General features: G+C 54.9%; 15 protein-coding genes. 5 read left to right on the top strand and 10 right to left on the bottom strand.

Translation table 11 applies throughout. The features are described from left to right. Positions 1-4: 4 nt before the first annotated feature. From B5G10_RS07620 to B5G10_RS07585, 8 genes are all read right to left on the bottom strand, one after another. The gene (locus tag B5G10_RS07620) at positions 5-2,479 is read right to left on the bottom strand and encodes a phosphodiester glycosidase family protein (protein WP_087424139.1); all 2,475 of its coding nucleotides are present in this window, start codon (positions 2,477-2,479) and stop codon (positions 5-7) included. A 130-nt stretch (positions 2,480-2,609) separates the two neighbouring features. Then, positions 2,610-5,048 carry a phosphodiester glycosidase family protein gene (locus B5G10_RS07615; protein WP_087424138.1) on the bottom strand — a complete coding sequence of 813 codons (2,439 nt, stop codon included), beginning with the start codon at positions 5,046-5,048 and terminating at the stop codon, positions 2,610-2,612. Between the two features lie 238 nt (positions 5,049-5,286). Next, positions 5,287-6,747 carry a hypothetical protein gene (locus tag B5G10_RS07610; RefSeq protein ID WP_143241092.1) on the bottom strand — a complete coding sequence of 487 codons (1,461 nt, stop codon included), beginning with the start codon at positions 6,745-6,747 and terminating at the stop codon, positions 5,287-5,289. Positions 6,748-6,813: 66 nt separating this feature from the next. Beyond that, positions 6,814-9,582 carry a family 10 glycosylhydrolase gene (locus B5G10_RS07605; RefSeq protein ID WP_087424136.1) on the bottom strand — a complete coding sequence of 923 codons (2,769 nt, stop codon included), beginning with the start codon at positions 9,580-9,582 and terminating at the stop codon, positions 6,814-6,816. A gap of 73 nt (positions 9,583-9,655) precedes the next feature. Next, the gene (locus tag B5G10_RS12920) at positions 9,656-11,308 is read right to left on the bottom strand and encodes a PKD domain-containing protein (protein ID WP_087424135.1); all 1,653 of its coding nucleotides are present in this window, start codon (positions 11,306-11,308) and stop codon (positions 9,656-9,658) included. A 17-nt stretch (positions 11,309-11,325) separates the two neighbouring features. Next, positions 11,326-12,156, bottom strand: coding sequence for a hypothetical protein (locus B5G10_RS07595; protein WP_087424134.1), 831 nt, complete (start codon positions 12,154-12,156; stop codon positions 11,326-11,328). Positions 12,157-12,204: 48 nt separating this feature from the next. Beyond that, complete coding sequence (locus B5G10_RS07590; protein WP_087424133.1) at positions 12,205-13,881, bottom strand: SusD/RagB family nutrient-binding outer membrane lipoprotein; 1,677 nt, start codon at positions 13,879-13,881, stop codon at positions 12,205-12,207. Between the two features lie 13 nt (positions 13,882-13,894). After that, a complete protein-coding gene (locus B5G10_RS07585) occupies positions 13,895-16,972 on the bottom strand; it encodes a SusC/RagA family TonB-linked outer membrane protein (RefSeq protein WP_087424132.1) in 3,078 nt (1,025 codons plus the stop codon). An 816-nt stretch (positions 16,973-17,788) separates the two neighbouring features. On the opposite strand from B5G10_RS07585, the gene B5G10_RS07580 reads away from it, so the two are divergent. Continuing rightward, complete coding sequence (locus B5G10_RS07580; RefSeq protein WP_087424131.1) at positions 17,789-19,138, top strand: Gfo/Idh/MocA family oxidoreductase; 1,350 nt, start codon at positions 17,789-17,791, stop codon at positions 19,136-19,138. Between the two features lie 127 nt (positions 19,139-19,265). Here B5G10_RS07580 and B5G10_RS07575 read toward each other — a convergent pair whose 3' ends face one another. Together B5G10_RS07575 and zupT are read right to left on the bottom strand one after the other, a co-directional pair. Next, positions 19,266-21,659 (bottom strand): TonB-dependent receptor, encoded by a 2,394-nt coding sequence (locus B5G10_RS07575; RefSeq protein ID WP_087424130.1) that lies wholly within the window; start codon positions 21,657-21,659, stop codon positions 19,266-19,268. Positions 21,660-21,780: 121 nt separating this feature from the next. Further along, the gene (zupT, locus tag B5G10_RS07570; RefSeq protein ID WP_087424129.1) at positions 21,781-22,575 is read right to left on the bottom strand and encodes a zinc transporter ZupT; all 795 of its coding nucleotides are present in this window, start codon (positions 22,573-22,575) and stop codon (positions 21,781-21,783) included. 210 nt (positions 22,576-22,785) lie between these two features. Between zupT and B5G10_RS07565 the strand changes: the two genes are divergently transcribed. From B5G10_RS07565 to B5G10_RS07550, 4 genes are all read left to right on the top strand, one after another. After that, entirely contained in the window at positions 22,786-23,337 is a 552-nt protein-coding gene (locus tag B5G10_RS07565; protein ID WP_087424177.1) for a sigma-70 family RNA polymerase sigma factor, read from the top strand. A gap of 43 nt (positions 23,338-23,380) precedes the next feature. After that, the gene (locus tag B5G10_RS07560) at positions 23,381-23,749 is read left to right on the top strand and encodes a hypothetical protein (protein ID WP_087424128.1); all 369 of its coding nucleotides are present in this window, start codon (positions 23,381-23,383) and stop codon (positions 23,747-23,749) included. 23 nt (positions 23,750-23,772) lie between these two features. Next, positions 23,773-24,267, top strand: a complete 495-nt coding sequence (locus B5G10_RS07555; protein WP_143241091.1) for a hypothetical protein — start codon at positions 23,773-23,775, stop codon at positions 24,265-24,267. A 610-nt stretch (positions 24,268-24,877) separates the two neighbouring features. Then, positions 24,878-25,444 (top strand): manganese efflux pump MntP family protein, encoded by a 567-nt coding sequence (locus tag B5G10_RS07550; RefSeq protein ID WP_087424126.1) that lies wholly within the window; start codon positions 24,878-24,880, stop codon positions 25,442-25,444. The last annotated feature ends 4 nt before the right edge of the window (positions 25,445-25,448 follow it).

The following is a 25,448-nucleotide window of genomic DNA, read 5'->3' as shown; positions in this document are numbered from 1 at the left end:
TGATTTACTGTACGACAATTTTGTTGACCAAGGTCTCTTGTGTGGTTTGCACGGTGACAATATAGACGTCGGGTGCGAGCCTGCCCGTGTCGATGGCTCCCGGCCGGTCGATGGGTTGCTCCAGCACCAGGGCTCCGCTGCGGTCGTAGATGCGCACCAGGCTACCCGGGGTGATGGCTTCGCCCGCGAGGTAGAGGGTGCCGTCGGTCACGGGGTTGGGATAGAGTGCCAGCGTGTGGTCGCCGGTTGTGGGTTCGATGCCGCTCACTACCCCGTCATAGACGAGGCTGAACTCTTTGAGGTTGATCTGGTAGGCTTGTCCGCTGGTGCTCCCCGAGGCGTTGATATAGAACTTGATGAAGCTGACGGTGATGGGGAATCCTCCGCGGTTGTTCTCGCCGGTAATTTGGGTCGAGGGGATGGCGATGAGGTAGTCGCTGTTGACCTCCATGCCCTCGTATTCGAGGTACTGTGTGCTGTTGTTTTTGGCTTTGACGGCAATTTGTACCTTCGAGAGGGGTATATCGCTGTGGATGAGCAGACGTATGGTGTCGGGGATACTGTACAGGGTGACCTCCTTGTCCATCTCGACATAGGGTTGGCGACCCGATTTGTAGGTAAACGCCAGGGTGCCGCTCCCGTTGCCGGTCGAGGCGACAGTGGCATCGGTGATGGCACTGATGGCCTTGGTGGTCCAGCCCGAGAAGTCGTCGGCCGGGATGCGGGACGACAGGGGAATCTCTACGGTCACATCCATGGCGCCGCTAAAGTTGCCTATCGAGCCGGTGATGCGGGTCTGTCCGTTCTGGATACCGGTGAGCACACCTCCGTCGATTTGGCAAATGGTGGGGTCGTCGATGTTCCAGGAGAGTGAGGAGGGGTCGTAGGTGTAGGTATTCTCGCCTATGGTCGAGACGACTTCGATGGCATAGGGGTGAGCCTTGTCGGCAATCACGGCGCTGTTTTTCATGGCAATCTCGGCCTCCTTGACGGTGACCTTTATCTCGCCCTGGGCCGTTCCCGAGGCTACATGCAGGATGCCCGTGGTGGCTTGTGACGAGGCGTAGAAGCGCTTGCCGTCGGTCGATATGGTGCCTAGTGAGGGGTCGCAACTGAGCGTGTAGTCGGCTACCTGCGTATCGACCAGTACCCCATACTGGTTATAGCCCAGGATGGTGGGCTCGAAATAGGCATAGGCGGGAACCTCGAGGTTGTAGTGGTCGAAGGCGAGGCTGGCAAGATTGTCGTCGTCGGGGGCGGTGGTGAAGATCATGAAGCCGTTCGACACGGGGCGTTCCTTACCGTCGGCGGGATTGTTCACGAGGCTGCCCCGCAGCATCATCTGGGCCGAGCCGCCGGCGTCCATATTGGCCACATTCCAGGCTCCGGCCTGTTTCAGAATGTAGCACATGGTGGCGGTGTTGCATCCTACCGAGGTGCTCGACTTGTAGTCGATGACGATGAGGTAGAGTGTTTTGCCGTCTTGCGACATGCCTATGCCCGTGCGGGAGTAGGTTTGTGAGTTGTAGGTTTCGTTTTCGTTTCGGGGGGTGAGCTGGCCTTCGCGCATCACCAGAGCATTGCCGGTGAGCATCTGGCGGGCCATGGGCACCAGATTGTCGGTGCGGGTTTTGATCGAGGTGCTTATGGTCACCTGGTCGCCTACTTGCAGTTTGTTCAGGAAGTCGGCTCCTGTACCGGCTCCCGAGAGGGCATATTCGGCCCCTTCGAGCGCGGTGCCACCCGTGCCCGGTACGATGCGGGTGACGACACATTTCACCGCTTTGTTCGAACCCCAGGTCTCGCCTTCGACGGGTTCGACAATGACATCGACGCCGTCGATGGTGCTTTCGGTTACCCCGGTGAAGTGGTTGTAGAGTACAATCTCGTTTTCGTTGCGGATGCGGTTAATCTCGGCAATGGCAAAGCTCTCGTTGGCGGCGTTGGTCACTTGGGCTTCGAAGTAAATATCGTCAATCCACATCTTCTTCTCTTCGTCGAGCATGACGAACGCAATCTCTTGCAGGCGCTCGAGGCCTTCGCCGCGGTTGCCGCGATTCCAGTTGTTGGGTTCGGTGGCAAACTCGCCGTTCACCATGCAGCCGCTGTGGGGTTGGCCCAGCAGGTCGTCCATGCCTTGTCCCGAGACAATCCAGAAGTTACCGTTGACCGACCCGATGGTGCGGTGGCCCGGTGTCGATAGACGGGTATAGGCCTGGGTCATGGCTTCGGTAGAGCCGGCATGATCTTTACCGATGAAGGTATTCACATCGTTGTAGGGGTTGCTGAGGTCGATGGTGAGGGTATAGACATCGAGGGGATACTCGGGCATGTGCATGCGCACATATTCTACACCGGGGCCCACCGAACGGCACTCGAGCGTATCGACTTGCTTGGCTACGCCGCCCACGTTGATGGTGGCGCTTGTGCCGGCTCCGTAGAGAAGTAGTAGAGGGGTTATGAGTAAAGCTTTTTTCATATGTGTCCAGATTAAAAAAAGGTCGTTGTGCGGGGAGGGGCGGGATGCGCCTGTCGGGAAGAATGAGCGCCACGCTTGCACGGAAGAGTGGAGTGTATCTCGGAGGTTAAGCGTGGCGCTATGTGGAAGTTTATCGAATGATCAGTTTTACCGTATCTGCCTGGTTGTTGCGATGAATGGTGAGCAGATAGGTGCCACTGGCCAGGTTGCCGGTGGGCAGGGCTATTTCGCCGGCCGGCATCAGGCCCAGGTCGGCCTGGTTGAGCAGCTGGCCGTCCAGGTTGTAGAGCTCGCAACTTACCTGGGCACTCTCGGGGAGAACGAAGTAAACCCGGGAGTCGCCTGTCTTCACGGGGTTGGGATATACCCGCAGCATGGAGGCTACCTCGGGGTTCGATACATTCACCGTGATGCCGTCGTAGATGAGTGAGAACTCTTTGAGCTTGAGGACGTATTGATTACCGGCCGTCTGTGACGAACCGGTGATGAAGAGCTTCAGGCTCTTGAACATCACGGGATAGTGCGACATGTCGCGGTAGTTTTCGAAATAACCGTCCATGGGGATGGAGATGGCATAGTCGGTATTCTGGGGAATATCCTCAAACTCGGTGAGGGTCGAGGTCTTCGCCGCGTTCTCTTTCATCGTGAGAGAAATCTTGCTTACCAGCGTTTCGCCCGTGTTGAGGGTGATACGCAGGCTGTCGGGGAGGCTGTACAGGGCAATATCCTTGGCCAGTTGCAGGTAGGGAGCACGGCCCGAACCGAAGGTGTAGCGCAGTTCGGTACCTTCGGCGGTGGGCACGATGGCGATGTCGTTCAGGGCCGAGCTGGTAATCTCCCACGACGAGGCATCGGCAAAGTTGTCGATGGGCAGGTTGCGGCTGGCAGGTATCTGTACGGTAACGGCGAGGGTGTCGTTGAAGTCGTTCTGCCGGCAATAGACCAGAGTCTTGCCGTTGGCCAGACCCTTCAGGTTACCGTTGGTTACGCTGCAGATGGTGGGGTCCTGTACGGTCCAGTCGAAAGCGTCGGGGGCAACGTTCATCGGCTCGTTGTTGACGAGTGCGGTTACTTCGATGGGATATTCGTAGAGGCCGTCGTTGATGACCGAGTCGAGACGGAGAGAGAGACCTTCGGGGTCACCGATAATGATATCGATCGAGGTCTCGATGCCGTTGTAGCTGGCATAGAGTTTACCGTGGCCCTCGCCCGAAGCCACGAGCGTGGTATTGTCTTTGATATAGCCCAGTGATTCGTCGCAACGCAGGGTGACGCCGGTCACCTCGGTGTTGATGAGGTAGCCATATTGGTTGTAGCCCATGAAGTGGGGGGTGAACATTCCATACCTGGGCAGGACGCAATATTCCTGGGTACAGAGGATTTCGGCGATGTTGTTGTCGTCGGGGGCATTGGATACGACAAATAATCCGTTGCTCACGGCCCGTTCGCGACCGTCGCTGGGGCTGTTGACCAGACCATACTTCTCGATGTACATGCCGCTCGAACCGCCTCCGTCGAGGTTCATGCCGGTGGCGGCACCGGCCAGCTTGAGCATGTCGGCCATCTGCTTGGTCGTGGCACCGTCGGAGTATCCGCCTTGACGGCCGTCAACCACCAGCATATAGACTTTGCTGCGGTCGGCCGAGTAGCCGATCGAGGTTCTCGGGTGGAGTTCGGCCCAGTCGTTGTCGAGCACCTGTCCGTTTTCCAGAATCTTGCGGTCGCCGCCAATCATGCAGTTGATGTCGGGGTAGGTGCCGTCTTCAAGTTGGAGCAGCACTTTCAACTCCAGTTCGTCGCCGGGTTGCAGGGTTCTGAGGAAATCGGCCGAAGCACCGTGTCCCGAGAGAACGGCTCCGTTCTCGGCAATCTCCATGTTACCGGCCGCACTGCCGGCTCCCGATACGACTATCTTCACCGCACGGTTCAGACCCCAGGTCTCGCCGTCGGCAAGGCTCACTGGCACTTCATAGCCGTAGGCGTTGGTGTGGGTATAGTGACCGACGTAGCGGTTGTAGAGTACCAGTTGGTCGGTACCGCGCGAACCGTTCACGTTGTGGATGCCATAAGGGGTATTGTTGTAGGTGACCTGGCCGTAGAAGGTTACGAAAGAGATGTAGCACTCGTCGTTATGGGTGAATGAGGTTTGGGGACCCGACGATACGGGTACTTTGCCCAGTTCTCCTCCCGAGGCGAAGCCGTGTACAGGCGTGCCTATGGCTCCTGAGGTGGCAAAGAAGTCGGCATTGGTACCGGCGAAGTAGCGGCTGCCGGGTTGGCTTTTGCGGGCGGCCATGCTGGTGATGCCTTCGCAGGTGACAATCGAGTCGCGTCCCAGTACCGACTGGAACGATATGTAGGGGTTGGTAGCGTCTATTTCGAGATAGAAGGCCCTCATGTCTTTGGGCCCTGAGTAGTGTACATAGGTGTGGTAGGTGCCCGGGCCTACTTTGTAATGGGCCAAGGTATCGGCCGTATAGGAACTGCCGCCGATGGTTACCGTACCTTTGGCGTTGAGCAGCAGAGGCAGCAGGGTGAATAGGAAGAGAAGAGTAAATATCTTTTTCATAAGGCAAACCGTGATGTAAGATTAAGAGATAGATGAGCCATCGATAACCCCTTGTGGGGCAAAGGTTGTGGCGTCGTTGTTGTTTTTCCTACTCTACCGGTGAGCGGGAATATGGATAGATTGAAAACCCGTTTCGTTTGGTCGGGGAAAGAGAAAGGGCGATATACATAAGAGATTACATATACCGCCCTTCCCTTACAAGTTAAATTCTAAATGAGAGGTTTATAGCACGAAGGGCTTATTTTACAACCACTTTTTGAACTTTCTGTACACCGTCAACAACAGCTTTTACAATGTAGATACCTTTCACGGCAGGAGCAGCCATCGTTTCTACACCATTGGCTTCCATTACTTTCTGGCCGGCCAGGTTGTAAACTACGGCGTCGGCAGCACCCGAGAATTGGATCATGTCACCGTTTACGAATACTTTCACGTTGTCGGCAGCTACGCGGGAAACACCCAATTCGCTGTTTTCGTCGTAACCTTCGGGAGTCATTTTGTAAACAGCTATACCACTGTTTTCGGCATATACGGCGATGTAGGCAGCTTCGAGACCATTGCCATCATGAACTTTGACAATGCGGGGCAGACCATTACGGTTGGCATTCGAGTCGGTTCCCATACCACCCTCGGGGATTGTCCAGTAATAGGTTGCACCGGTAAACGTAATGCCTTTGCCCATCTCTATAATCTTCCAGGCTTGAGCCGGGGTTACTACGTTGTTGGAGATGATATAGATGCAGAAAGGCTTGTTGTTGAGGGTAAACTCGGCAATACCGTTGTTACCTACGTTCACGAGAGCACATTCTTCGGGTGCGTCATATACGCTTTCGATAAGTGAACCACTCATGTCGTAAAGTGCAGCACCGCTGTTGAACCCGTCGAGGTAGAAGTAGTCGTTGTCAATAATAACGATACGGGGAGCTGTTCCGTTGTCTTTAGAATCTTTTGGAGCATACTCTTTAATTTCGATAACTTTGAAGGTGAAGCCTGCGAAGTCGCCCGTTTGTTCAGCCAATTGGCCGTCCTTGATGTCGCAACGGATAGCTACATTTTTTTCGGTTGGTGCAAACATGACGATAGCGTCTTTCGTTACATCACCCTTTACAGCAAAGTAGTCAACGCGGTATCCATCGAGGAAACCTTCGGCATTCTTGAGCTCCATGACTTTGGTGGGTTCGCCCGTTGCCATATCGATTTTCCACAAGCCGATCGCTTCGCCACTCAGCGAAGTTGACATGTTGAATACGATTACGTTGCCGGCATCGTCAACCTGGATATCGTTGCACAGGAAGCCAGGCACTTTTTGCTCTTCCATAGGAGTCGGGGTGAAAGTCGTGTCGCCGGGGGCGTTGACAGTAGTATCGACTTTGGTGTAGGAGTAGCTTACTTTGAATTTCTCGGTATCGAATTGGATATCTTTCTTGAAGGCACCCGTTTTCAAATCATAGACTTTGATACCGGTGAAATTGCTACGGTAGGGGAAGAGCAGTTCACTGTCTTTTATCGCCATACCACGAGCTACGCCGGCAGGAAGAGCCTCGGGCTTGTTATTTGTCAATACCGACTGTATCCACAGGTTCTCGATGGAGTACCCACTCACCGGTTGGTAGGTTGCCGGATCTTTCACAAGTTCGTCTTGAGCGAACATCGATGTTGCCATACATACGGCAGCAATCCCAAGTAGTAATTTTTTCATGATAGATAAATTTAAATGAATAAATAGATTAAAACTATATTGTATAAATCAATATATTTCAGTTGGTTATTTAACAAGTTTCAGTACCTCGCGTTGCCCGTCGATGCGAACATCGAGCAGATATACCCCGCGGGGGAGCATATCGAGTGCGATGCGGTCGCCCTGGGCGACATTCTCCTGCACGAACTGGGCCACCGTCTGTCCCGACAGGTTGACCACATCGATGCCGATGTGTTGAGCCTGACGGCCCACTACGAGGGCTGCACCGCTGCCCGAGATTACCTGGCATTTGCCATCGCCCCGGGTGAGGTCGATGCCCGACGTGTGCTTATAGGTGAACGAGATGGTGTTGCAATATTCGGTTTCGCCGCCGGCATACTCCGAGCGGGCCCTCAGGTACCACACGCCGTCGGTGAGGTTGTCGAACTCGGTTTCATAGACAAAGGCATCGACCGACTGGCGTTTCACGCTGCGTGCCGGAGAGAAGGTGTCGTCGGTGTGCAGTTCGATGCGGAAACTGTGTGCCAGCGGCTCTTCGGCCCAGCGCACTTGCAGGGTGACTCCTTCGACGGTAGCTCCCTGGGTGGGGAAGAGGATGACGGGCACACCGGGGATTGCCTCTTCGGTGGTGAAGTAGGTCACGGGGCTGGTGTATTCGATGTCGCCGGCATAGGCCGTTACGCGGGCATAGTATTTGGTATTGCCCACCAAAACGCCTTGAGCCAGTGTGGCGCTGTTACTGCTGTATCGTTGGTCGAGAGCTACACCCATCGCGCGGAAGTCGTCGTAGGTGTTGATCTCGAGGCGGTATTCGGAGGCCTCGGGATAGGTGGTCCAGGTGACGGTGGGAGTGATCGACACTTGGGTAGCTCCGCTCACGGGCGATTCGATTTCGAACGGGCCTCCGTTGAAACTGTATGTGGCCGAGGTGGCGTCGGTACAGTTGGCCTGGCGGGTGCGAACTCGCCAATAGTAGGAGCCTTTCTCAAGATCGGGGAGGTAGCTCGAGGCAAACTTGTTGGTGGCTACCTCGCGCGAGAGGATGAGGTCGTTGAAGGCGTTGTCGCGGGCTATGTCGATGTAGTATGAGGCATCGGGCACGCTGCTCCACGCAAACTCGAAGTCGCCGATGGCCGATGCGCCGTTGGCCGGGCTGGTGAGCGACACGGTGGTGGCGGTACCTGCCGATGCTCCCAGGAACAGGGGGGCAAACTCGTTGCCATAGCGATCGACGATGGCTACGGCATAGGTGTAGCCCGAGCGGCGGTCGGCGGGTATGGTGTAGCTGGCTTCGTAGGAGAGCCCCAGCAGATAGCGGGCATCGTGGCAGGCGGAGGCCTGTGCGGTGCCGGTGGGCACGGCATAGATGGCATAGCGCATGTCTTCGACTCCGTTCCACGAGAGGGTGCCGTTGTTGTAGGCCATGTTGGAGACGAGACCGGGATTGGTCGTGGCTTTCCAGCTGATGGCGGGCACGAGGGCGGGGTATTTATAGACATCGGCGCGCAGCAGGGCCAGCATGCCCGAGGTGTGGGTCACCTTGCGCATGTTGTAGAATACGCTACCGGGTGCGCCGGTTTCGTCGAAGGTGCGGTTTACCTTGATTTGGTTTACCAACTCAGAGCCTTTGAAGGAGGCGGTGGCGCCGTCGATGATAGGGGCGTTCGCCAGGGTTTCCCGAGCGATGGTGCGTTCGATAGAGGAGAGCGACTGGCTGGGAACCTGCTCGCCGTTGAGCAGGAGTTGACCGGCTTGAGTCGTGGTGCTGCGGTCGAGCGAAGGCATCTTGGCCGAGCTGAGGTCTGAGGCCGAGTGGCTCGAATAGAAATGAAGACCGAACTGGCGGACAATCTGGCTCCACCAGGCGGCAATCGTCGTGTAGTCGCTACTTGACCCGATGGTCCAGTAGATCTGCGGCGAGATGTAGTCGATGGTACCTTCCTGAATCCAGGCCATGGGGTCGCAGTAGATATCGTTGTAGGCCCAACCCGAACCGGCCGGGGTGGGGGTGACGCCGTATTTCTCGGCGATGGAGGCATCGGTGCACCACACGCCGGCGGGCGAGATGCCGAACCGCACGTAGGGTTTCTCCGATTGAATCATTTGATAGACCTGGGCAATGAGCTTGTTGACATTCTGCCGGCGCCAGTCGCCTCGCGAGAGGTTGTCGGAGTTCTGGGTCTGGTAGAGATCGTTGTCCATGGCATCGGTTGTGCCCGACATGTAGAAGTAGTCGTCGAATACGACACCGTCGATGTCGTAGTTGTGAACTACCTCTTGGATGATGGCTGTAATGTGGTCGCGCACCTCTTGCATCGCGGGGTTGAGGATAGAGCCGCTACCCGAGTAGTCGAGCAGCCAGTCGGGGTGAGATTCGCGATAGTTGAGGGGTGTGCCGTCCCATTGGTTGAGCACACTCTCGTAGCGGTAGGGGTTGAACCAGGCGTGAACCTCGATACCGCGTTTGTGACCTTCCTCAATGACAAACGCGAGGGGGTCGTATCCCGGGTCCATGCCCCGGGTAGCTACCAGGTCGCTCGACCAGGGCTCGTAGGACGAGCGATACATCGCATCGCAACGGCCTCGCACCTGGAAATAGACGGTGTTGCAGTTGGCAGCCTTCACCGAGTCGAGCAGCATGGTGAGCTCGTCTTTCTGCTTTTGTATCTGCTGGGTGTTGCCGGTCTCGGTAATCACGGTCGTCTGGGGCCAGGTGAGGCGCCACACGGTCGATAACCAGAAAGCCCGCACCTCTTTCTTGGGTGTTTGGGCAACTGCCGGGATGGCCAGGCAGAGGGTGAGAAGCGCGATGGATATTTTGGCGATGTATTTCATTTTGAATCGGTGGTTTCTGTTATTTAATCCCGCCGGCCGGTGAAGGCCGGCGGGATGGATTGCTATCTTTCTGTTAGAACAGGTTTGACAGATTATCGTTCAGAGCTATACCGTAGGGGTTGACACCCGATACGATGGTTTCGAGCTGACGGGTGGCGGGGTTCCAGCGTTTGATACCCGAGGGTTCGGCGCTGCCTTCTTCGGCACGCAGACCAAAGTAAACCGAGCCGTCGCTGTTGTCGAGAACCATCTGACAAACGTCGATATATTCGCCTACACTACCTTCGCTGTCGGCCTTGAAGCTGGCCACGAGGTATTTGTTGTCGGCCTTGGTATTGGCTTTGGAGGCGTCGTTGGCGCTGATGTCGGCCATCGGTACGGCAAAGAGGCCTTTGTCACGGATGATGGCGTAGAGTATGTGGTTGTTGGTGTCGATGACAAACGACTTCACGAACTCGTCGGGGAAGACGACGGCGTAGGGAGGATTGCTGCCCCGGCTGATATCTACGGTGCTGATGTCGCTGTCGGCAAAGCGGAAGATACCGCCGCCGCCATAGGTCTTGCCCCAGTACCAGAGTCCATCGACTTTGGCAAAGCAGGCGTTCATGGCTCCGTATTGCCAGGGGTTTCCGTAGTATTCGAGGCGGTTGTTCATGACGAAGTAGTCGAACTTGGCGTCGCTGGTGCTGAGGGCGAGGTTGCGCTCGTTGACACCGATGCGACGGATACCCGTGTTACGGTCGGCAAAGTAGAGCATCTCGCTGTCGATCCATCCGTAGAAGGGGTCGTTGAATGCGGTGTTGCCTACGTTGGAGAGTACGGTTTCCATGCTGCTGCCATCCTTGGCTACGGCGGTGATTTTGCCGTCGCCGCGGTTATTTTCGATATCGTTGATGTAGGTAAACTGGGTACCACAGTCGAGTATGTAGAGCAGGTCGTTGTGGAAGAGCAGGTTGAGAGGATGGGCTCCCGACTTCACGCCCAGGTCGAAGGGCGAGTTGCTGCTACCCTCGGGTACCGTGTAGTCGAGCTTGTAGGCCATGATGTTGCCGCTCTTGACAGCATAGTAGAGGGTTTTCGAAGCGTTGGGAGTCCCTACCTGTACGTTGGCTTTCACATCTTGCAGAGCGCGGCCGCCGAGCATGGTCTTCAAGGTGATGGTTTGCGAACCGATGTTCTTGAAGGTGAGTCGGCCCGGGTTTTCACCCACGTAGGTGTTGTTGGTGATTTTGGGGTGATCGACCAGCGTGGTTCCCTCGGGCAATACCCAGGTATATTCGGGTTGGGCCGAAGCGGCGGGATTACGCAGTGTAACCTCGAGGGTTACCTCTACGTCGTTGATCACACACACGGCATCGTTTTCGGTCTTGGCCACGATGGTGGGCTTGATGTCGTTGATGAGCAACGGGCGGGTGGTGAATTCGCCGCCCACGGTGAGTTTCACTTCATATTGTCCCGGCAGGTTGTAGGTGTGCGTGGGGTTGGGCTCGGTCGAGGTTTCGCCGTCGCCAAATTCCCAGGTGCAGGCCCCCGAGAGAGCCGAAGTGTTGGTGAACTGTATGGTGGACCCTACCAGGTAGTCGAGTTCGTATCCTTCGTTGGTGACGCGGTAGGTGAAGGCTACATCGTCACTGGGATATACATTGTAGGTGGGATCGTTTTCTACGCAGGCAGACAACGAGGCCAGCAAGACTACCGTCAAACCTATGTTTCTTAGTGCTTTCATCGTTCTTTGCATTTCTATTAGTTGACAGTAATGTTTTTAATATCGGTATTGCTCTTCACGCCTTTCGAGTCGGTAATCTGGAACCGGGCCGAGAGGGTGTAGGCACAGTTGTAGTTCACGCCGTATTCCTTGCCGTCGAAGAGGAGCTCGGGGGTGCTGAGGGCAGCCACGATACCGTCGAGGGTAGCTTTGTTTTCGTCGGTGATGTTGTAAACCGTTTTGCCTTCGGCGTCGGTCGAAGTGGTGAAGAGGGTTTCAAATTCCTCTGCGGTCATCTTCATGAAGCCATCGACCACAATCTTTTTCATGTTGCCATGGTAGTCGGTGGCGATTTGTGTGTTGAGCGCCGTGCGGAAGTTGGTTTCATACTCGCCGGGGAAGTAGGTCTGGAACAGCGTTTCGGTGAAGTCGCTGCCGCCCACGTTGGCCCAGGTAACACTGGCCCATGAGGCCGATATGGGGAAGGTCGAGTCGAGTATGTAGGACGATTTGGCATCGTCCCACGATACGGTGGCGGGGTCGAACTCCTTGACCAGGTGCGAGGCTACCACCTCGTTGCTCTCGGTCTCGGTGTAGGTATAACTGATGTAGGGGCAGGTCACGGCACGGGTAATGGTGCTGCTGACGCCATACCATACCTGAGCGCTTTCGACGGTGCTGCCGTCGGTGTAGTAATAGACTCTGAAGTCGAGTTCACTACCGGCGTTGGCGGCATCTTTCAGCTCCCAGTAAACGTATGCGGTTTGTTGTCCCAGGTCTGCCCAATCGTTGATGGGGTCGTTGACTTCACACCCCGACAGTCCCACGATTGCCAGCAGCAGAGATGCTATTTTTACTTTGTTTTTCATATCGAATGTCGTTATTTATTGAATACCTCAATTCTTTTTCTCTCTTGTTTATTGCCAAATCATAGGTTTGCGCAACCACTGGTAGTTCTTGTAGGCTCCCAGTCTTTCGAGTTCGGCCTTGTTGTATTTCTCCTCGGTCTCGGGGTCGTAGTTGATGCGGTTGATCCAGGCTTTGGGATCGTCGCCCCAGTGAGCTTCGTAGATGTTGTTGGGCCGTTTCAGTCCGGGATATACATATACGTTGTCGTATTGACGACCGTTCTCTTCGCAACTGTAGTTGTAGCGGCGCATGTCGGTCCACTGCTCGGGTTGCAGGTAGAGGCATACGTATTTCTGCCGCATGATGTGGCCGATGTTGAACCCGTCGGCGGGGAAATAGTCGGTTACATACTTGCCCGACCCGCTTTCGTTACCCAGGTAGTTGTTGCGGTAGCGGTTGTAGCTGCTGCCGTAAATCGAGGCGAGGTTGAAGCGCTCGAAGCTGACCTCGGCAGCCTGCATGGTGAGGGCGCGGGCTGTGGGTTTGTCGCCAGCCCAATAGGTAGCCTCGGCTTTGATGAGGAGCAACTCTTCTTCGAGGAAGAGGGGCACATAGCCGGTGTTCTGGGTGTAGATAGAAACTTTCTTGCCATCGACTTCGGGGAAGAGGTTGGGGTAGTTTTCTACTTTGTACGATACGTCCATACCGATGTTGGTGTCGAGATAGCGCATCTCTTCGCCCGTATCGTTGGTGCCGGCAGGGCCTTGTCGGGCGCTCATGAAGGCGAGGATACGGGGGTCTTTGGCCCATCCGCTGACGTTACCGTGGCTCTCGAATACACCCAGGATATTCTCCATGAAGTAGGCTGTGGGGATGGCCGAACCCAGCATGTTGCCACGGCCTTCCCAGCCGAGACCGCCTTGTTCCGACTGGCTGAAGGCTTCGCCCCAGGGACAGTTTTGGGCGCCGTTGCCACCGTCGAAGCGGTAGAGCACGTCTTGCCAGCCGTCGAGGGCTTTGTCCACAGCGGTGATAATCTCCTGGCAGGTGGCGGCGTTGTTGCTCCAGTTGGGCAGTTTGCGCAGGAGCAGACGGGCCTTGAGGGCATATGTGTAGTGTTTCCACTTGTTGAGGTCGCCGGCGAATACGCGGTCGATCGACTGGTCGATGGGTATGTTGGTGGCAGCCTCGGTATAGGCGGGATTCTCATACATGGCGATGAGTTCGTCGGCCTCCTGGTACATCCAGTCGTAGATACTCTGTTGGGTATCGTATTTGGGACTGTTCGATGCGTAGGCTTCGCTACGGGGCATATCGCCGAAGAGGTCGGTAGTCATCTGGGTGGACATGAGGCGCAGGGTGCGTGCCATCATTTCGAGGTTCCAGGCTTCGGCTTCGTGGGCACCGTCGATAATCTCTTTGGCATTGGCGCCGATGTCGTAGAAGTGACGACGCCATTGCGGGTGGCGGTTCATCGTCAGGAAGTCGCCCCAACCGGCTTTATAGGCGAAGCTCGATGTTTGGCTGCGGCCACCGGTGGTGAGGGTTTGGGAGAGGTAGGTGCCGTACTCGGCATGGTCGAATTGCAACTGAGCCGAGTAGAACAGAACGATGGGGAATACCTGTTCGGGCAACACTTCGTGAGCGGCGTCCTCGTTGATGTTTTCATACAGCCAGTCTTCGCAACTGGTTGTACCCATCAGGCCGATTAACAATGATAATATGATATATTTATATTTATTCATGGCTCCTTGTGTGTTAGAATGTTGCGTTGATAGTGAAGTTGAAACTGCGCGTGGCCGGGATGGACATGTTGTCGATACCCATCGTACCGGTACCGTAGGCTGCCGAGGTCGAGATTTGCGGATCGGAGCCCGAGTAGCGGGTCAACAGGAAGAGGTTGCGGCCGGTGATCGAGGCTCTGAGACCCTTGATGTAGGGGTTGCCTTTCTTGAGGAACCGCGAGAAGTCGTACCCTACGGTTACGTAGCTCAGACGCAGGTAAGAACCGTCTTCGATGAAGTTGGAGCTTACGCCGTAGAAGTAGGTGTTCAGGTTGGTCTGGTTCAGTACGATAGGCTTGGTGTTGGGAACATAGGTGCCGTCGGGTTGAGCGACAACGCCTTTTACCACTACCTCGCGGTTACGATAGTTCTCGAGCGACTTGTGCATGCCGTTGGTGAAGAGCGAACGGGCTGTGCCGTTATATACGTCGCCACCTACGCGACCGTCGAGCAGGAACGATATCGAGAGGTCTTTCCAGCGGAAGGTACTGCTCAAACCGAGCAGGAAGTCGGGTTCACGGTTACCGATATAGACGCTCTTGGCGGGGTCGATGATGGGGTAGCCATCTTCGTCGATGAGCACTTGACCGTCGGGCGACCGCATGTAGTCTTTACCCGAGATACCGGTGGTCGATCCATGCAGGTAGGCGGTGGTGTAGATATCGCTGAACTGGGTGCCTTGAATCTCGCTTACATCCTCGGGCAACGATTTTACGACGCCGCGGTTCAAACCGAAGTTGAGGTTGGCGGTCCATTCGAAATCGCGGCTTCGCAAGATGTCTTGGCTCAATGTGGCTTCGATACCGTGGTTTTCGATACTACCTTCGTTGCGCACTTGCAGGATGGTTCCCGAGGCGGGCGACACGCGCACGGTTACGATTTGGTTATCGACCATGGTCGAGTAGTAGGCCACGTCGAGTCGGGTGCGGCTGTCGAAGAATCGCAGGTCGGCACCAATCTCCCACGACTTGGTCATCTCGGGTTCGAGGGTGATGGCGTAGGACGAGGTGGGGTCGATACTGTAACCGCCGTCGGGGAAGGTGGAGCCTTCGCGATAGGCTTTGGTAAACTTGTTGGGGGTGGCATCCTTACCTACTTGTGCCCAGTTACCGCGAATCTTACCGTAGCTGAACCAGTCGTTGCTCAGGTGGAAGAGTTCGCTGAAGATTAAACCGGCGGTTACCGAGGGGTAGAAGTAGGAGGATTTCTCGGCTTGCTTGAGGGTGGATGAGCCGTCGTAGCGGGCGGTTCCGCTTAACTGGGCGATGCCTTTGTAGTCGAACCGCAGTTCACCGAAGTAGCCGTATTTGTTTTTCTTCGAACGGAAGTAGTTGATGGGGTAGTCGCCCGTCTTCATCCAGTTCTCGGTGTTGGTGTTGTTGAAACTGTAATAGTCGCCCTCGAGTACAAACTCTTGCCCGGCCATGGTGGCTTCGTAGCTGTTGTTGACCATGATTTCGGCACCGGCTAGGATGCTCATGTTGAGGTCTTTGAACAGATCTACGTTGTAGGTGGCCAGCCCTTGTACGGTGAGCAGTTCGCCGCGGCTGGGCTCGAAGGTATAGGAACCGTATTTGTAGAGGTATTTCGAGATTACGCTCTCGTCGAGTTCGTCTTTGTCGAAGCGGGGCTTCCCGTAGGAGTCGGACGTGGTGTAACCCTTATCATAGGCAATCTTACCGGTGAAGGTGAGGTCTTTGATGGGGGTCCATTCGATCGATCCGTTCAGTATCATACGCGACGATTGCGATTGGCCCCAGTCTTCGTAGCGGCCCCAGTAGGGACTCACGCCGGCGGTAATCTTGTCGGCATCGGTCAGGGCGTCCCAGTTGTCGTAGCGACCACCGTCGGCGCTGCTGTAAACCGGTTTACCGAGCGGGGTCTTGTAGTTGCGCATATCGTTGTTGATAGGCCAGGTATATACGCTGCTCATGTTGTTGCCGAAGGAGCGCGACTTGGTGTCGATGTAGTTCAGCGAAGCGTTGATTTTGACCCATTTGGTGGGGGTGAAGGTGGCTTTGATCAAGGCACCCATGCGGTCGCGGTAATCTTCGGGAGCCACACCGTCGGTCGAGGTGTAGTTGAACGAGGCATAGGCGGTGAACTTGTCGGTACCACCCGATGCGTTTACATCGTATTTCTGGTAGAGGCCCGTGCCCAGGAAGTTGCCCACGTTGTCGTAGATGCGTTCACCGGGTTTCAGCATGGGACCCCAGCCGCCGCTTACGCTGTTTTCCTTATAGAAGCCGAGCGAGCCGGGTACATACTTCTGTTGAATTTTGGGAACCCTCACACTGTTGTCTATCTGTACACTGGCGCTACCGTTTACGACAATCTGTCCGCTCTTACCGCTCTTGGTGGTGATCAAGATTACACCGTTGGCGGCCTCCGAACCGTAGAGGGCCGATGCAGCGGCACCCTTCAGCACGGTCATGTTTTCGATATCGTTGGGGTTGATATCGCCGGCCGATGTACCGCCACCTCGCATGGGCATACCGTCGATGACGAACAGAGGCTCGTTGTTCTGTCCCGAGTTGATGGACGAGATGGCCCGGATGATAATCTGTGAACTGGCGTTGGGCGAACCACCGCTACCCGATACCGATACACCGGCGATCTTTCCTTGCAGGGAGTTGACGAAGTTGGCCGACTGTCCGGCGGTTACTTCGTCGGCATTCAGGCTTTGAACGGCGAAGTTCAGTTTCTTTTTCTCCTCACGGATACCCATGGCCGTTACCACTACCTCTTCCAGTCTTTGGGAGGAGGAGCCTTGCAGCGTTACATTGATAACCGATTGGCCGTTGACTTGAACCGTCTGAGCCTGCATGCCTACATAGCTGAATGTAAGGCTTGCATTGTCGTTTACTTTAATAGAATATTTTCCGTCCAAGTCGGTTGACGTTCCTTGAGAGGTGCCTTTGACGAGAACCGATGCCCCAATGATGGGCAACCCGTCTTCGGCCGATACAACGGTACCGGTTACGGTGCGTTGCTGAGCGAAACCAACTATAGCAAATAGGGAAAATAACAGAAGTAGCACCTGTCTTCTCATAATACTGCTTGTTTGTTAATAATCAAGGTTAATAATTACTTTCTATATATGTGTTTTATTTCATGGTCCGAGCCTTTGTCTATGTCTTTTTTAAGGTTTATCACGATTAAGACTCAGGTGAAAATTGTTTCTTAATTTTTATTATTTTAAGTGTTTATGCTTTATTTTTTTGTGTTTTACTTGTACAAATATAATGTTCTATTTTGAATTCGAAAACTAAAATTTCTACTTTTTTTCGGCTTTGAATCATTTTTAAGTATTAGATTCATATTTTCACAATTACAAACTTTTCGGCGGGGATACGTAGGGATTACAAAGCTATTTCCAAAAGAGTGTGCTTGATTTGTAAGATGTTGATTATGTTTATTATATGTGCTATTTTACAGGCTCGTATTGTCTTGGGCGGTGGCGTCGGACTACTGGTGCAGGAGGCGATGGCGGGGGATGTGGAGAGCGGTTTCCCTTTGTGGAAGGATGCGAGCCATTGATTTGATTTTAAAGGTGTGTGAGGCCGGTGAGAAGGGCGTTTCCGCTTGATGGCCCCAAACAGGGTCGGCTTCGCCTCGTTTTTCTCAGTTCGGGGGGATAATGAGTTTTAGAGCGATTGGATTTCGGGTTCCTTTCGCAACCTTTCGATGGATAAAAAATGTTGTTGAACTTGACAATGCACCGTTATTTTATATAACTTTACTGCATAGAGCTATTAAAGGAAGTGCAACCTCCCGATTCCCGGAGCAAATCTGTTTGTGTTTTGGGGTCGAGGTTTGAGCACTTCGAAGTGCTGTGATTCATTATTTATGCTTAAAATAGATTGCCATGAAAAAAGTGTGCTTTTATGCGCTGTCGTTGCTGCTGTTGTGCAGTGCGTGCGCGACATCTCCCAAAAATCCGTTTGAAGAACCCGCCAGACCCGCGGGACAAGAGAGTGTCTTGAAACTGGCTTGCGAACCGCTCGATACGGTGCGTGTCGGGTTTATCGGTATCGGAGCCCGTGGAAAAGGGGCTATCGAGCGTTATGTCTATCTGCCCGATGCCCGGGTGATGGCGGTGTGCGACCTCGACTCGGCCAATGTGCTGGCGGCGAATGAAACGCTCACTTCGCACGGTTGTCCGCCGGCCGACATGTATGTGGGCGAAGAGGCCTGGAAAGAGTTGTGCCAACGCAAAGATATCGACCTGGTCTATATCTGCACCGACTGGCATTCGCATGCACCCATGGCAGTTTATGCCATGAAGCAGGGCAAACATGTGGCTGTCGAGGTCCCGGCTGCCATGACAATAGCCGAGTGCTGGGATTTGGTGAACACGGCCGAGCAGACCCGCAGGCACTGCATGATGCTCGAGAACTGCTGCTACGACTTCTTCGAAATGGCTACGCTCAACATGGCCCAGCAGGGTGTGTTTGGCGAGGTGATGCATGCCGAGGGTGCCTATATCCACGACTTGCGCGAATATAATTACGACACGACGGCTACCGGCTATAAAAATATGTGGCGACTGAAAGCCGAAAAGATAGCTGCCGGTAATCCTTATCCTACGCATGGACTGGGTCCCATCGCCCAGATCTTGAATATCCACCGCGGCGACCGCATGGCTACCTTGGTATCAATGTCGTCGGCACAGCGGGGTATGAATCTCTATGCTGCCGAACATGGCATTGCCGGTGAGGATACGGCTCACATCGACATGGGCGACATGAACACGACCCTCATCCGCACGGCCAAGGGTAAAACGATTATGATTCAGCACGACGTGACCAGCCCGCGTCCCTACAACCGCATCCACCTCATCAGCGGTACGAAGGGTTTTGCCCAGAAGTATCCGCTCACGGGTATTGCCCTCGAGCCCAATGCTCACGAATATTTGAGCCAACAGGCACTCGACTCGCTGCTCAAGGTTTATGAACACCCCTTCTGCAAGGAGATTGGCGAAATGGCTCGTAAGGTGGGTGGCCACGGTGGTATGGACTTTATCATGGACTACCGCTTGATTCACTGCCTCAAGAACGGTCTGCCTCTCGATATGGATGTATATGATGCCGCCGAGTGGTCGAGCCTGGTCGAACTGACCGACTATTCGGTACGTCACGGTTCGGTACCGGTGCAGATTCCCGATTTCACCCGGGGCGAGTGGGAGAAGTTGCAAGGTCTTACTTTTGCCGAATGAACAGGAGTAAATAGATATATGTAATTATTATAGCGAAGAAAGACGAACAAGAGCGGGCTCCCCAGGAGGTGGGGGCTCGCTCTTGTCTATTGATGGGATGGGGATGTTGCCCCACCGGATGGATGGCTTAGAATTTGATGGTGATGTCGGCTCCGAAGGTGATGGGTCGTCCGCATTGTACGAAGCTGTTGGGCGATGCCAGGTTCTCGGCATTCATCGTTTCGAAATAGAAGGCCTGGTAGTGGTTGTTCAGCAGGTTGCGGCCCCAGAGTTTGAGGTCGGCATATTTGCCCGAGAGGACAATCGAGGCATTCACCAGTCCGTAGAAGTTCTGGGCGGCATCGTTGGCTTCGGTCCAGTAGATTTTTCCCTGTCCCAGGTATTGCAGTTCGAAGGTCACGTCGGTCTCCCGGTCGATAGGCAGGGAGTAGGCCCCGGTGAGGGCGAGGGTGTGAGCCGGAGCAAAGGGCACGAAGTTGCCTTTGTAGTCGTTTTCACCGTCGTTATATTCGCGGAATGTGGCGTGGGTGTAGCCATAGCTGGCCGAGAGCAACAGGTGGTCGGTGGGGGTGGCCCGCAACGAGGCCTCGAGTCCGTAGCTGGCGGTGCGTCCCGAGTTTTTGGTCACACGGCCATATCCGCTCACGGCGGCAATCTGCTGGTCGCGACAGTCGATGTAGAAGAGCGACAGGTCGGCAAACAGGCGACGGTCGATGAGTTGCGAGCGGCCGCCAATCTCGTAGTTCCAGCTGTGCTCGGGTTTGTAGGAGATGGCGCTGTTCACATCGGTCGAGCTGCCGGTCGAGGGTATGGAGGGGGCGTTTCCGCTACCACTGCCACTGCCGCCGCCTCCCATGCTCTTCATCAGCTCGCTCATCATGCTGCTGCGTATTTGCGACTGGATGAGGTTGGAGAACATCTGGAAGTTGTATCCTCCCGAGCGGTATCCCCGTGTGGCCGAAGCATAGACGAAACTTTTGTTGCCGATGGCATATTTCAATTCAAACTTGGGCGAGAGCTCGAGGGTCTCCATCGACTCGCGACCGTCGATGCCCAGTGGCAGGGCAAAGGGCTGGGTGATGTTGATGGGGTGTCCGCCGGCATTGATCGAGACTTGGGCGTTGCCCGAGAGGGGCGCTGTGGCATGGGTGTGGTGGTAGATGCGGGCCCGCTCGTAGTCGATGCGCAAACCCACGGTGGCCGACAGCCCGTCGAGGAAGATGCGGTTGAGGGTGGCCTGCCCGAAGGCGGCGGCCCCATAGGTGGGCGTCTTGTAGGAGCCGTCGATGTAGAGGTTGGGGTTATCGATGGCAACGGTGATGTCGGGCATCCCGGCCAGGGCCGGATTCTGCTTGAGTGCGGCCAGCTGGTCGTTGGTCTGTTTGGTGATGAGCAGGTCGATGCCGTCTTGTTTGAAATCGACGGGTCCCAGGGTGTTGATATCCTGGTAGAAGCCGAAGAGGCCGCCAACCCATTCCCACCGCTTGCCCTGGTGTGACTTGAAGGCAAACTCCTGCGAGACGGCGTGCATCTTCTGTTTTTGTTGCAGGGTGAATATCGAGAGGGGGGTGAAGTCCTGGTCGAGGTGCATGTCGTCGTCGAGGTACTGGTAGCCGGTGGTCGAGGTGAAGATGAACCGGTCGTGGATGTACTGTGCCGAGAGGCCCGAGGTGAAGAGGTCGCGACGGTACGAGGCCTCGTCGTTGTAGGCAATGTCGCCGGTCGTGCCTTGCGCCTTGTTGTAGTAGGCATAGGGGTATCCTTGCTGGTCGCTGCTTTCGTAGTCACCGCTGAGGCTCAATTTCCAGCGTTGGTTCACGCGCCAGTCAATCTGCACGCGTCCGCCCCCCGACTGGGTGCTGCCGCTGTTCTTGCGGGTGTATTGATTCTTGAAGTAGCCGTCGTCGCTCCGGTAGCGGGCGTTCACGGCAATGGCAAGGTCGTTGGTAATCTTTTGGCTGGTCGAGGCGGCAACTCCCCACAAGTTGTAGTTGCCGAAACTCAGTTTTACTTTGGAGCCCTGCTTGTCGAGAGGCGAGAGGGTTTTGATGTTGACGAGTCCCGCCATGGTGTTGCGACCGTAGAGGGTGCCTTGCGGGCCTTTCAATACCTCGATGTGGGCAATGTCGCTGAAGTCGAAGTCGAAGGCACTCTTGTCGAGGTAGGGCACGTTGTTGACATAGAGCCCTACGGCGGGCGAGTTGATGCGTGAGCCGATGCCTCGGATGTAGGCCGAGGAGATGAGCTTCGAGCCGTAGTCGGGGATGAAGAGGTTGGGCACGAGGGTCGAGATATCTTTGACCGAGTGGATGTTCATGCGGTCGATTTGCTCGGTGTCGATATACGATATGGCACCGGGAAACTCGAGCAGGTTGGATTCCCACTTGGGGTTACTGATGACGGTGACCGCGTTGAGGTTGTAGATGCGGTTGCCTAGCGAATCGGTTGTCGCGGGAATGGGGTCGGCTGTAGCCGCCAGCGGGAGGAGAAGCCCTAAGGCCGGGAGCAGAAAATGTTTCATAAATCTTGTTTACCTTGCTGCAGGGATTCACACGGGTTGTGTCGTTCCCCTTGATTAACGGGGACAAAGTAACGGCAGAAAAACGGGCCTTGCAATCCTCACTAATAGTGATTTTTCTCCTTTACAGGAAGAGCAGCAGGCTGAAGGCCATCACTGCCATGCCGGTAATGACACCGCCTATGCCGTAGTGGTGATGGCCATACTTCTCGGCGCCGGGCAATAGCTCGTCGAACGAGATGAAGACCATGATGCCCGAGACAAAAGCCAGCAGCAGGGCGTGGATGAGGGGTGTCCAGAAGGGGAGCAGAAAGAGGAATCCGATGAGGGCTCCCACCGGTTCGGCCATACCCGAGAGTAGCGAGTACCAAAAGGCCTTTTTGCGGCTGCCGGTTGCCTGGTAAATGGGTACCGACACGGCAATGCCTTCGGGTATGTTGTGAATGGCGATGGCCACGACAATGGGGATGGCAATGTCGAGGTTGCCCAGGGCCGAGGCAAAGGTGGCGAGTCCCTCGGGGAAGTTGTGTATGCCTATGGCCAGGGCCATGAGCACACCGGTGCGTTGTAGCCGTTGCTGGTTCGAGAGCTCTTCGACCCGGTGAACCTCGTGCGGGTTCTCATCCTCGGGGATGAGGAAGTCGATGAGGGCGATAAACGAGGTGCCGGCAAAGAAGGCCAACAATATGTAGATGTGGGCCATGCGCGGGCTCAACTGCTCGCCCAGCATGCCCAGGGCCTCGGGCATCAGCTCCATGAACGAGATATAGATCATCACACCGGCCGAGAAACCCAGGGCGGCCGAGAGAAACTTGGTGTTGGTGCGCTTGGCAAAAAAGGCGATGAGGCTCCCCACACCGGTCGAGAGGCCGGCTATCATCGTGAGCAGGAAGGCCAGGAGAATCGCATCAGTTTCCATAAGATTGCAATCTAACTAAAAGATATGAGGGGAAAATATCGTCCCCGGGCCCGACGAGCGGGATGGGACCTGTTCCCGGTTCGAGGGCAAATGTAATGGAATAAAAAACTTTATGACAAGAATCGAATAATAAAAATAACAAAAAAGAACAAGATATGTTAGGAACAAACCGTGGGCTCTGTGTATCTTTATACCCACAAAGCAGAGATTATGCAGGAATATAACGAAGATATTGTCGTCGAGCAGTTGCAAAACCCAGCCACGGTGCGGCAGGCCTTTGCCCAGGTGGTGGCGCAGTACAGCAAGCCGCTGTACTGGCAGATACGGAAGATGGTGCTCTCGCACGACGACGCCAACGATTTATTGCAGAATACCTTTTTGAAGGCGTGGGGCAGCATCGAGTACTTCAGGGGCGATGCCAAGCTATCGACCTGGCTCTATCGCATTGCCGTGAACGAGACCCTCACCTTCCTGGCCAAGGAGCGCGAGCAGCGCAATCTCAAGGCCGACGATGCCGACAACTTCCTGCTGCTCAATATCGAGAGCGACGAGTTCTTCGATGGCGACCGGGCTCAGCGGCTTTTGCAGGAGGCCATCGTGCAACTGCCCGAGAAGCAGCGCCTGGTCTTCAACATGCGTTACTTCGACGAGATGAAGTATGAGGAGATGTCGGAGATTATGGGAACCTCGGTGGGTGCATTGAAAGCCTCGTATCACCATGCCGCCAAAAAAATAGAAGAATATCTGCAAGCACACATTTAAACCTTTTCATTCAATTTGCGTCTAACAAACAAAAGGTGTAGCTATGGAAAAGAAGACTCCCCTATTAGATGAGATCGGCCGTAAACACGGTATGAAGGTCCCCGAGGACTATTTTGCCGATTTCACCGAGAAGATGGTCGATAGCCTGCCCGAGCGGGAAATCCCGTTGCCCGAGCAGCCTACGTTGTGGCTCAGGGTAAGGCCGTGGGTCTATATGGCTGCCATGTTTGCGGGCGTATGGCTCATGATGAAGATGTTTACCGGTATATTCTCGGTCGAGAAAGGCGAGACTCCCCAGGTGGAGATGACGGCCTCGGCTCCCGAAGAGAGCACGGTCGAAGATGAATGGATTGCCCACTATGTCGATGATTACACGGCATATGAAATGTTATATACCGAGGGCGATTATTAAACAACTATGGACGAGAGATGGTTATGAAAAAAGTGATTTTAGTATTGTGGGTAATCGTGTTGAGCGGAATGCCGGTGTCGCTGGTGGCACAAAACAAAGCGGGTGCCGAAACCCAAGAGCAACGCAAGGCAAAATATGAGCAGTTCTGCCAGTTCCGTCGCGATTACATGAAGGAGCAGATGAAACTCACCGAGCAGGAGGCCAAACAGTTCTTCCCCCTGTATGAAGAGCTGGAGTCGAAGAAGTGGAAAATCGACAAGGAGGCTCGCGACTTTGCCCGCAAGGTAGCGCACTCGAAGAGCACGGTATCGGATACCGAGTATGAAAAGGCCGCACAGGCTCTGCTCGAGAAAGATGAGAAGATGGCGCAACTCGACCGCGAGTATTACAACAAATTCAAGACTTTCTTGTCGAGCGAGAAGATGTTCAAGTTCAAGAACGCTCAAATGAAATTTCCGCGGGCCATGATGAAGTGGCACGGTGGAAAGAACGCCAAGCATAAGGGCCGGGGCAAATAACCATTTGGAGCCGGTCAGTTTAAATTAAAAAGGAAACGGAAGAGGGATTCCCGCTGCCAGGTGGAAATCCCTCTTCCGTTTCGTATATACGGTCCAAGAACAGGATGAGAGTGAGTCTCGCCAGTCCGTTGCAGGTGGTGTGTAAAAATAGTTTCGAGCAGGCAAACAAAACGGGTAGGAACTTGTTTTATGGGATGCAAGCGATGCCATAACCGCTTGTCGGAGAGGAGGACATGCTCTTTTCCCGGTTCGAAACCCAGGGGTACCCGGGTACGACCCGGCCTACGGTTCCTCCGTCGAGGGTTTTCGCTCCCCTCGGTCACACCCCGTCAAAAGTCCTCTCCCGTGAACCTTTCTGCACCGTGAGGTGTTTTCTATATATACTGTGTTATGTGTGTGATAGCGGAGGAACCGTAACTACCGACGGCTGCGATTCCCCCGCTTTATTGTGTCCCCGGGTAACTGTCGGGTAGCAGGGGCGTGCATCGTTTTACAATCTCTCGGGCTTCCGGCAAGTGGGATGAGGGCGAGCGCAAATTGTTCAGGCGTGAGTGTTGGGCAAGCCGGGAACTTTTGTACCTTTGTACCCAAACAATAATCGAAATAACTTGTGTCGCTATTAGCTCTTTTTGTTTTGGCGGTGGGGCTGTGTATGGACAGTTTTGCCGTATCACTTACCTCGGGTGTGCTGCTGAAGCCCTTCAAGTGGTCGCGCGTGTTGAAGATTGCCTGTTTCATGGCCCTGTTTCAAGGGGCGATGCCACTCATCGGCTGGAGTCTGGGTATCGGGTTCAAGAGCTATATCGAGGCGTATGACCACTGGGTAGCCTTCGGGGTGTTGCTTTTCCTGGGCGCCAAGATGATTTGGGAGGGGTGGCCCCGCAAGAACGAGGAGGAGCCCTGCTGCATGGACCCTTCGGACACGCGTACGCTCGTGGGGCTGTCGCTGGCCACGAGCATCGATGCGCTGGCGGTGGGTATCTCGTTTGCCTTCCTCAACATGTCGATGCTGCTCCCCACGGTTGTCATTGCCGGTGTCACCTTTCTGTTTTCGGTGGCCGGTCTGTGGGTGGGTCGCCAGTTCGGGCGCCACATTCACCACTATGCCGAGGTGCTGGGTGGGGTGATTCTCATCGGTCTCGGGGTGAAAATTCTGTTGGAACATATCTATTTTTAAGAGA

Source organism: Barnesiella sp. An55, from assembly GCF_002161555.1.
Taxonomy (GTDB): Bacteria; Bacteroidota; Bacteroidia; order Bacteroidales; family Barnesiellaceae; genus Barnesiella; species Barnesiella merdipullorum.
The sequence above is the reverse complement of the archived record's forward strand: the minus strand, read 5'-3'. Positions and strand labels throughout refer to the sequence as shown.